This is a genomic window from Caulobacter sp. S45 (assembly GCF_009765965.1).
Lineage (GTDB): Bacteria > Pseudomonadota > Alphaproteobacteria > Caulobacterales > Caulobacteraceae > CAHJWH01.
In genome coordinates, this window is sequence record NZ_LMUL01000014.1 from 1,893,030 (window position 1) to 1,899,175 (window position 6,146).

Annotated in this window: 8 protein-coding genes and 1 pseudogene; 7 read left to right on the top strand and 2 right to left on the bottom strand. The window is 69.9% G+C overall.

Annotated elements, in window-relative coordinates; all coding sequences use genetic code 11:
* Positions 1-39: 39 nt before the first annotated feature.
* Complete coding sequence (locus tag GSQ87_RS15840; protein ID WP_158916310.1) at positions 40-909, bottom strand: PhzF family phenazine biosynthesis protein; 870 nt, start codon at positions 907-909, stop codon at positions 40-42.
* A gap of 95 nt (positions 910-1,004) precedes the next feature.
* Between GSQ87_RS15840 and GSQ87_RS15845 the strand changes: the two genes are divergently transcribed.
* From GSQ87_RS15845 to GSQ87_RS15875, 7 genes are all read left to right on the top strand, one after another.
* Positions 1,005-1,307: a helix-turn-helix transcriptional regulator gene (locus GSQ87_RS15845; RefSeq protein ID WP_158916311.1), complete on the top strand. Its 303-nt coding sequence runs from the start codon at positions 1,005-1,007 to the stop codon at positions 1,305-1,307.
* A 422-nt stretch (positions 1,308-1,729) separates the two neighbouring features.
* Complete coding sequence (locus tag GSQ87_RS15850; RefSeq protein WP_158916312.1) at positions 1,730-2,722, top strand: adenosine kinase; 993 nt, start codon at positions 1,730-1,732, stop codon at positions 2,720-2,722.
* A gap of 24 nt (positions 2,723-2,746) precedes the next feature.
* Positions 2,747-3,361: an imidazoleglycerol-phosphate dehydratase HisB gene (gene hisB, locus GSQ87_RS15855; protein WP_158916313.1), complete on the top strand. Its 615-nt coding sequence runs from the start codon at positions 2,747-2,749 to the stop codon at positions 3,359-3,361.
* 7 nt (positions 3,362-3,368) lie between these two features.
* Entirely contained in the window at positions 3,369-4,022 is a 654-nt protein-coding gene (hisH, locus tag GSQ87_RS15860; RefSeq protein ID WP_158916314.1) for an imidazole glycerol phosphate synthase subunit HisH, read from the top strand.
* Positions 4,019-4,744, top strand: coding sequence for a 1-(5-phosphoribosyl)-5-[(5-phosphoribosylamino)methylideneamino]imidazole-4-carboxamide isomerase (gene hisA / locus GSQ87_RS15865; protein WP_158916315.1), 726 nt, complete (start codon positions 4,019-4,021; stop codon positions 4,742-4,744). Before hisH ends, hisA begins: the two co-directional genes overlap by 4 nt.
* 3 nt (positions 4,745-4,747) lie before the next feature.
* Positions 4,748-5,509: an imidazole glycerol phosphate synthase subunit HisF gene (hisF, locus tag GSQ87_RS15870; RefSeq protein ID WP_158916316.1), complete on the top strand. Its 762-nt coding sequence runs from the start codon at positions 4,748-4,750 to the stop codon at positions 5,507-5,509.
* 11 nt (positions 5,510-5,520) lie between these two features.
* Complete coding sequence (locus GSQ87_RS15875) at positions 5,521-5,850, top strand: phosphoribosyl-ATP diphosphatase (RefSeq protein WP_158917776.1); 330 nt, start codon at positions 5,521-5,523, stop codon at positions 5,848-5,850.
* 164 nt (positions 5,851-6,014) lie between these two features.
* Here GSQ87_RS15875 and GSQ87_RS22835 read toward each other — a convergent pair.
* Positions 6,015-6,146: pseudogene (locus GSQ87_RS22835) on the bottom strand (threonine ammonia-lyase); the annotation flags it as partial.

The window sequence follows — 6,146 nt, forward strand, 5'->3', positions numbered from 1 at the left end:
ACGGCCAATAGAACATAACAAGAACGATGCGGGCGGCGACTAGATCTGCGCCTCGCCCTTCAGCACCGGCACGCAGCCGCCGCCGACTGTGGCGCGGACGCCATCCGGGGTGCGGCGCGCCCCGACCCGGATGAAGCTGGGACGCCCCATCTCGGCCCCCTGCCGTATCTCGAAGCTGGCGGCGTCGCCGCCGTCCAGGTCCAGCAACAGGGCGCCAAGCGCAGCCGCGGCGGCGCCGGTGGCGGGGTCCTCGGCGATGCCGAACACCGGCGCGAACATGCGCATGGCCACGTCGCGCCCGGTCCCGCGCGCATAGAGGCACAGGGCGAAGTCGCCGGCCGGCCACGCCTTGCCTGCCGCCTCGAAGCCGGCCAGGTCGGGCTTGGCGCGATGCAGCGCCTCGGCGGACACAGCCGCGCAGACGAAGCCCGCCCCCACCGAAGCGGTGAAGGCCTGGCCCACGTCCTCGGCGGCCAAGCCGGCGCAGGCCGCGATCAGCGCAGCGCCGGGAGCGGTGTCGCGCGCCAGCGGCCGGGGGGCCGCGACCGAACAGGCCACGACCTCGCCCTCTCGCCGCTCCACCGCGATCTCGACCAGGCCGGCGATCTCCTCGAACCGCAGCGCGCCGTCCCGGTCGCGGCCGGCCGTGGCCAGGACCCAGGCCGTCCCTACGTTCGGGTGCCCGGCGAAGGGCAGCTCGGTCTGGGGGGTGAAGATGCGGACCTGGGCGGTGTTCGCCGGGTCCTGCGGCGGCAGGACGAAGGCCGTCTCACTCAGATTGAACTCGCGGGCGAGCGCCTGCATCTGCGCGCCGTCCAGGCCCCGGGCGTCCGGGAACACGGCCAGGGGATTGCCGCCGAAACGCTGGTCCGTGAACACGTCCAGGGTGACGAAGGGGTAGGTCGCCATCTCGCCTCCAACGATCGGATGATCGAGGCGCTGAAAATCGCTTCGACTAAGGGACCGAACGCTGTCATAAATTAGGTGATTAGCAAAGAGCCAAAGTGGAAAACGCCGACCTCTTCCGCGCCCTGGCCAGCCCGCCCCGCCTGCAGATCCTGGCGTGGCTGCGCGACCCGCGTGCGCACTTTCCGCCCCAGACCGACGGCGACCTGGTCGAGGACGGGGTGTGCGCGGTCTACATCGCCCAGAAGCTGGGGGTGACCCAGCCGACGCTCAGCCAGCACATGGGCGTGCTGACCGACGCGGGCCTGGTGGCGTCCAAACGGATCAAGCAGTGGACCTTCTACCGGCGTGACGAGGATCGCATCCGCGAACGCCTCCAACTCGCCCAACAGAGCGTCTAGCCAGTCCGCGACCTCTTGCGGCAGGGTCTGGGCTTCGCTCTGTCGGGGTGGATGGGGCATGCCTCAAGCTAGACCGATCGATACGAACAAATCAAGAACAAAAACGAGTCGGCGTAGCCGACGTTCCTTCTTCCCTTCCCTCCATCCTCCATCCTCCATCCTCCATCTGCGGAGAAAGTTCCGAACCGGTTCGGAACCGGTGGGGAATCGGTTCGGAACATGTTCCCCACCGGTTCGGAACAAATGCCAGCGATGGCCCCAATCCGAACACGTCGGAACCGACGCCCGCCCGGAAAAAGCGCTCCGTCAGTTCACGAATTGTTCGCGCCATTTCGCTCCGCTGTCCGCAAGACGCAACGCCGCGTTGCCCTGGCGGGTCCGGCCGCTATAGTCCGCCGCCTTTCAACGCCGAGCCCGAACTCATGCCGCTTTCCTACGACGTCGCCGCTGTCGGCAACGCCATCGTCGACGTCATCGCCCCGGCCTCCGACGCCTTCCTGGCCGAGGAGAAGCTGGACAAGGGCGCGATGATGCTGATCGACACCGCCCGCGCGGACAGTCTGTACAAGCGGATGGCGGCGGGGATCGAAGCTTCGGGCGGGTCGGCCGGCAATACGGTGGCGGGCGTGGCCAGCCTGGGCGGCAAGGCGGCCTATATCGGCAAGGTGGCCAAAGACACGCTCGGCGAGGTGTTCCGCCACGACATCACCGCCATCGGCGTCCACTTCGACCCCACCCCCATGGTCGGCGAAGAGGGCACGGGACGCTGCCTGATCAACGTCACCGACGACGCCCAGCGCACCATGTGCACCTATCTCGGCGCCGCCAACGCGCTCACCCCCGACGACGTCGACCCCGCCCTGATCGAGGCGGCCGGGATCGTCTACCTGGAAGGCTATCTGTTCGACCCCCCCGCCGCCCGCGAGGCCTTCGCCAAGGCGGCGCGGATCGCGCGCAAGGCCGGCCGGCGCGTGGCCCTGACCCTGTCGGACGCCTTCGTGGTCCATCGCCACCGCGACGCCCTGCTCGACTTCATCGCCGGCGACATGGACATCGTCTTCGCCAACGAGGTCGAGGTCTGCGCCATGTTCGAAACCGAGGACTTCGGCGCCGCGCTGAAGGCGCTCTCGGCCAAGGTGGAGACCGCCGTGGTCACGCGCGGCGCCGCCGGGTCGACCCTCATCTCCAAGGGCGAGCGCGCCGACGTCGCGGCCGAGCCGGTGGCCAAGGTGATCGACACCACCGGCGCCGGCGACCAGTACGCGGCCGGCGTGCTGTTCGGCCTGGCGCGGGGCCTGACGCTGGCTCAGAGCGGGCGCCTGGGCGCCATCGCCGCCGCCGAAGTGATCAGCCACTACGGTCCGCGTCCGCAAACGCCCTTGAAAGGGCTGGCGGAAGCCGCCGGCCTGATCTAGGCCACCACTTTGGGGAGATCAGCCATGGCGGACGGCTCTGCACAGCTGACGCACCGGATCGGCGAGAAGGTGCGCGACACCAAGGAGACCCGCATCCGCGTGCGGGTGGACCTGGACGGGACCGGCGTGTCGACCGTCTCCACCGGCGTGGGCTTTTTCGACCATATGCTGGAATCCTTCGCCCGCCACGCCGGAATCGACATCGAGGTCGAAACCAAGGGCGACCTGCACATAGACATGCACCACACCGTGGAGGACACCGGCATCGTGCTGGGCCTGGCGGTAAAGGACGCGCTGGACGGGTTCAAGGGCATCCGCCGGTTCGGCCACGCCTACGTGCCGATGGACGAGACCCTGACCCGCTGCGCGCTCGACCTGTCCAACCGCCCCTACCTGGTGTGGAACGTGGTGTTCCCGCGCGACAAGGTCGGGACCATGGACACCGAGCTGTTCAAGGAATTCCACCACGCCTTCGCCATGAACCTGGGCGCCTGCGTGCACCTGGAGACCCTCTACGGCCAGAACACCCACCACATCGCCGAGAGCGGCTTCAAGGCGCTGGCGCGGGCCCTGCGCGCGGCGGTGGAGATCGACCCCAAGACCCAGGGTGCGGCGCCCTCCACCAAGGGCGTCCTCTGACCCCATCATGTCCACTGTCGCACTGATCGATTATGGCTCGGGCAACCTGCGCTCGGCGGAGAAGGCGCTCATCCGGGCGGCCGGAACGCTGCCGCACGCCTGCGAGGTGGTGGTTAGCAACGACCCCGAGGTGCTGGCCAGGGCCGACCGGCTGATGCTGCCCGGCGTCGGGGCCTTCGCCGCCTGCATGGCCGCGCTCAAGGGCCGTCCCGGCGTGATCGAGGCGATCACCGAGGCGGTGCAGACCCGTGGCGCGCCCTTCCTGGGCGTGTGCGTCGGCATGCAGCTGCTGGCGACGCTGGGGCTGGAGTTCGGCGCTCATACGGGGCTGGGCTGGATCTCGGGCGAGGTCCGCCGGCTGGAGCCCACGACGCCCGCCGCCAAGGTGCCCCACGTCGGCTGGAACGACGTCGACGCCACGCCCCACCCGCTGTTCCAAGGCCTGATCAAGGCTTCGGGCGAGCAGCCTCAGATGTATTTCACCCACTCCTTCGCCTTCCATCCCGACCTGCCGCACGACGTCCTGGCGACCACCGACCATGGCGGCGTGTTCGTGTCGGCGGTGGCGAAGGCCAATGTCGCGGGGGTGCAGTTCCACCCCGAAAAATCCCAAGGCGCCGGCTTGCAGCTCATCGCCAATTTCCTGGAGTGGCGCCCTTGATCCTCTATCCGGCCATCGACCTGAAGGAGGGCCGCTGCGTGCGCCTCATCAAGGGCGACATGGGCCAGGTCACCGTGTTCAACGACGACCCGGCCGACCAGGCGCGCAAGTTCGCCAGCGAGGGCTTCGCCTGGCTGCACGTGGTGGACCTGGACGGTGCGGTCGAGGGCCGCTCGGTCAACAAGGCCGCCGTCGAGGCCATCCTCAAGACCGCCGCCATCCCGGTCCAGGTCGGCGGGGGCGTGCGCACCTTCGAGGCGGTGGAGGCCTGGATCGAGGCCGGGGTCAGCCGGGTGATGCTGGGCACCGCCGCCGTCCGCGAGCCCGAACTGGTCAAGCTGGCCGCCGCCGCCTTCCCCGAACAGGTCGCCGTGGCCGTGGACATCCGCGACGGCCGCGTGGCCGTGCACGGCTGGGTGGAGACCTCGGACCTGAACCCCGTCGACCTCGCCCGCCGATTCGAGGACGCGGGCGTCGCCGCCCTGATCGTCACCGACATCGGCCGCGACGGCACGCTTTCCGGCGTCAACGTCGAGGAGATCGGCGCCCTGGCCGACGCGGTGGCCATTCCGGTGATCGCCAGCGGCGGGGTCGCCGACGTCAACGACATCTTCCGGCTGAAGGCGCGCAAGGGCGTGCCGATCGCCGGCGCCGTGCTGGGCAAGGCGCTGTACACCGGCGCGCTAGACCCCACCGAGGCGCTCGCCGCCGCGCGGTGCTAGGCGGTGGTCAAGGTCCGCGTCATCCCCTGCCTGGACGTCAAGGACGGGCGCGTGGTCAAGGGGGTCAACTTCGTCTCCCTGCGCGACGCCGGCGATCCGGTGGAGCAGGCCCAGGCCTATGACGCGGCCGGCGCCGACGAGCTGATGTTCCTGGACATCGCCGCCAGCACCGAGAACCGCGCCAGCATGTACGACGTGATCGCCCGCACCGCCGACGTCTGCTTCATGCCCCTGTCGGTCGGCGGCGGGGTGCGCGCGGTGGAGGACGCCCGGCGGCTGCTGCGCTCTGGCGCCGACAAGGTCTCGGTCAACACCGCCGCGGTGGAGAACCCCGACCTGATCGCCGCCTGCGCCGACGCCTTCGGGGCCCAGTGCGTGGTCGCCGCCATCGACGCCAAGCAGACGTCGCCCGGCCGCTGGGAGGTGTTCACCTATGGCGGGCGCAAGGCCACCGGGCTGGACGTGCTGGACTATGTGGCCACCGTGGTGGCCAAGGGCGCGGGCGAGATCCTGCTGACCTCGATGGACCGCGACGGGGTGAAATCGGGCTATGATCTGGAGCTGCTGGCCGCCGTCAGCCGCACGGCGCCGATCCCGGTGATCGCCTCGGGCGGCGCCGGATCGGCCCAGCACATGGTGCAGGCGGTGCGCGACGGCGGGGCCGACGCGGTGCTGGCGGCCTCGATCTTCCACTTCGGCGAGGTGAGCGTGCGCCAGGCCAAGGCCGAGCTCGCCGCCGCCGGACTGCCGGTGCGGGAGGTCTGAGCATGGCGGATATGGACAGGCTGGCCTCGGCCCTGGCGCGGCTGCAGGCGACCATCGAAGCGCGCCGCGGAGATGATCCGAACACGTCCTATACCGCCAAGCTGCTGTCCAAGGGGCCGGCCTACGTAGCCAAGAAGCTGGGCGAGGAGGCGGTGGAGACTGTCATCGCCGCCGTGCAGGGCGACGCCGACGCGCTGGCCGCCGAGAGCGCTGACGTGCTCTACCACTGGCTGGTGCTGCTGAGCACGGCCGGGGTCACGCCCGACGCGGTGGCCGCCAAGCTGGAGGCCCGCGAGGGGACCTCGGGGCTGGTGGAGAAGGCCGCACGGCCGAAGGATTGATCCCCTCTCCCCTTGCGGGAGAGGGAGGGGCCCGGCCGCTGGCTGGGAGGGTGAGGGGTCGACGGACGCTCGCCGCCAAACTCAGCAGGCCTCCTCAACCTTCCCACGCGTCTATCGACACCCGGGCCCCTTCCTTCTCCCGCAAGGGGAGAAGGAAGGGGCCCCTAGATCGTCCTAGGCGGATAGCCGTGCTGGCGCAGCGCCTCGGTGATCTCGTCGGTGTGCTTGGAGTCGCGGGTCTCGACCATGATGTCGAACTCCGCCCCCTTGGCCGGCACGTCGAGCGACAGGCGGGT